The organism is uncultured Clostridium sp. (assembly GCF_937920395.1).
GTDB lineage: Bacteria > Bacillota > Clostridia > Clostridiales > Clostridiaceae > Clostridium_AD.
Genome location: NZ_CALEVF010000282.1, coordinates 1 through 3,313, shown reverse-complemented (window position 1 = coordinate 3,313; position 3,313 = coordinate 1). Strand labels below are relative to the sequence as shown.

At 28.0% G+C, this 3,313-nt stretch carries 1 protein-coding gene; it reads right to left on the bottom strand.

Annotation, left to right across the window (positions count from 1 at the left end; translation table 11 throughout):
- Window positions 1-2,483, bottom strand: a 2,483-nt coding sequence (locus Q0649_RS18120; protein WP_298845346.1) for a glycoside hydrolase family 2 TIM barrel-domain containing protein, incomplete at its 3' end; no start/stop codon positions are given.
- Window positions 2,484-3,313: the final 830 nt, after the last annotated feature.

Genomic DNA, 3,313 nt, shown 5'->3' with positions numbered 1-3,313 from the left:
CCTGCGTTTTTCCATGTAATACATCTTTGCTGCAATTTATTTCCATCATCATTATCAGTATGAGCTCTCCAAAAATTCGGGGACAACTCATCTTTTAAAAGCTCCACACCTTTAAAAATATAAGAAATAATTGAGGCTGTGGTTTTATTGAAAGTAATTTCAAAATTTGGTCCTTTAATTTTTATGAATTCTTTATCTTCTCCAATCTTAGGTACACGATAAATAATTTTTTCCTTTAGATTGTTCTGAATACTAGTAAAATCTTTATTAAACAGTTTGAATTGTTCAAACGCAATCTCATGGTTTTTTTTAGCCCAAATTGTATCTTTCTTTAGGACCAAACTTAAATCCAAATAATATTCAGCAGTGCCATAATTTTTTTTGAGAAATTCTAAAGATAATTTTATAGACCCAGATGAGTTAGGCGCAATATTTAGATTTTCGCCACCCTCAAATGCTTGCTTACCACTTTTTATAATTTTATATACTAATTTGAAATCACTTAAATTTGTAAACAAGAATTTATTTGTAATTTTAAATTCACCTTCATCAGTATCTATTGCCTCAAATTCAACATTTTGGTAACATTTTTTTACTTCCTTAATCTTAGATGTTAACGTTCTATCTGCAAAAATCAATCCATCTCCACAGAAATTACCATCATTTGGTAAATCACCGAAATCTCCACCATATCCTAAATATTCAACTCCATCAGCTGTTTTTGTTTTAATACCCTGATCAATCCAGTCCCATATAAATCCACCTTGAAGTATTGCATATTTATCAAATAGTTCTGTATATTCAAACAAATTACCACACGAATTTCCCATGGCATGACTATATTCACATAAGATAAATGGTTTTTTATGAATGTTTTTAGCATATTCTTCAAGGTCTTCAACCTTTGAATACATTTGACTTTCAATATCTGACGCTGCCTTAAATTCTGGTGCGTGAAAAACGCCTTCATAATGAACAATTCTAGTTGGGTCATTTTCTTTAAGGAAATCATGCATTTTTATAAAATTTTCCCCACCCCAAGCTTCATTTCCAAGAGACCATATAACTACAGAAGGATGATTTTTATCTCTTTGTAGCATAGAATTACATCTATCAATAACTGCATTGGTCCACTCTGGTTTGCTTCCAGGAATTGTTCGAATTTCTTCCTTTGTTTGCTCAATAGTCCACGAACCGTGAGTTTCAAGGTTTGTTTCATCTATAACATAAAGACCATATTCATCACATAAATCGTACCATAAAATATTATTAGGATAATGCGATGTACGAACTGCATTTATATTGTGTTGTTTCATAAGTACTATGTCTTTTACCATATCTTCCCTTGATAAAGCTCTACCATTTTCACAGTTAAATTCATGCCTATTGGTGCCCTTGAAAACTATTCGTTTTCCATTTATTTTCATAAGGCCATCCTTTATTTCAAAACATCTAAATCCAACTTTACAACATAAAGTTTCAACTATGTTTCCACACTCATCCTTTAATGTCAAAACTAAATTATAAAGATTTGGATTTTCAGAACTCCATTTTAATGGATTTTCAATATGTACATTACTATCCACCTTACAATTTTCTTTCTGCTTAATATTCACCTGCATTTTTAGTGGTTCATTTAAAACATTAAAATTATTTTCATCATATAGGACCGCATCTATTGTATATTTTCCTACTTCTTTTTGAAAATAATTTGTTACCTTTGCTTTAATAATTAATTCAGAGTTCTCATATTTTTCATCTAGTTGCGTAACAACTGAAAAATCATATATATGTACTTTTGGCGTTGAATATAAATAAACATCTCTAAAAATACCGCTAAGTCTCCAAAAATCTTGATCTTCAAGCCAGCTAGCGTCACACCATCTATAAACTTCAACTGACAGCTTGTTTTCTCCCTCTACTAGATAAGATGTTATATCAAATTCCGATGGAGTAAATGAATCCTCACCAAAACCAACTAATTCACCATTTACCCATACATAAAAAGCAGACTCAACCCCTTGAAAACTTAAATACACTGGTCTTCCATCCCAATTAGTTGGAACAACAAAATTTCTACTATAAGAACCAACTGGATTGTACTTTGTTGGTGCAAAAGGTGCTACCAAATCTTCACTTAAAGTCCATGGATAACTTACATTAGTATATTGGGGATAATCATAACCCTTTAGTTGCCAATTACTTGGAACCATAATATCATCAAATTTACTACAATCAAAGTCTTTTTCGAAGAATTTTTTATTTCTTTTTTCTGGATTTTCTGCAAAACTAAATTTCCAAATACCATTTAAAGTTAAATAATTATTAGAAGTTATTCTTTCACCAATTATTGCTTCTTCTACTGTATCAAAAGGCATTAATGAAACATGTGCTTTCATTCTATTCAATTGAAAAATTTCAGGATTATTATTCCACTCAGGATATCCATTCTCTGGCATTGTATGAACAAATTTTTTTAACATTAATAAACATCCCCTTAACTCTTTTTTTATAATAAAATTTTTAAAAGTAACCTTCAAACCCCAATAGTATAATTTGAAATTTGTTTTGTTATATTTACGTTATATTAATCAATTAGTGATAAATGCTGTTATACTCTATTCCTTTTGATTATACAAACCGTTTTCATCACATAAGCCATACAATCGCATTGATGCAATACAAAATCTATTTATAATATGTATCTTACCTATATTAATTTTTTAAAAGTGTTTCATGATTTTACTAATTTTTAACACCTATTTATATGAATTTTAACAAATCATAAAAATAAACAAATCCTATATATTAAGTATATTCTTAGTAAATTTGCTTGTCAATATTGTAAACTTAACGTAAACTTTTAATATGAATTCTTTGCTAATATACCATGCTTTGTCATTAATTTTATGTCCAATATATCATCAAATTCATTTGCCTCTTAAATAATATTATTAGGTATATCATATCAATTAATAAATTAAATACATTATGTATAACTACATAATCATTTAGTATATACTATATATAAGTTACTTTTATATTATAAAAGAGTAAGGTTTATTTATTTTAAAATCAATTATACACTCAATTAATTATATAAAATAAGAATATAAAACAATATGTATATTTAGACCAGCTAATTAAAGTCAACTATAAATTTAAAAAAGTAGTTACCAATTTTAATGCACAACAAAAAGACCATTAAGAAACACGAACAATGGTAAATTTAGTAATTATTTAGAATTAAACTAAGCTACAGATCTAGAATTATTTTCTAAGTACATTCTTTGGTGTAATTTAGAGATCGGAA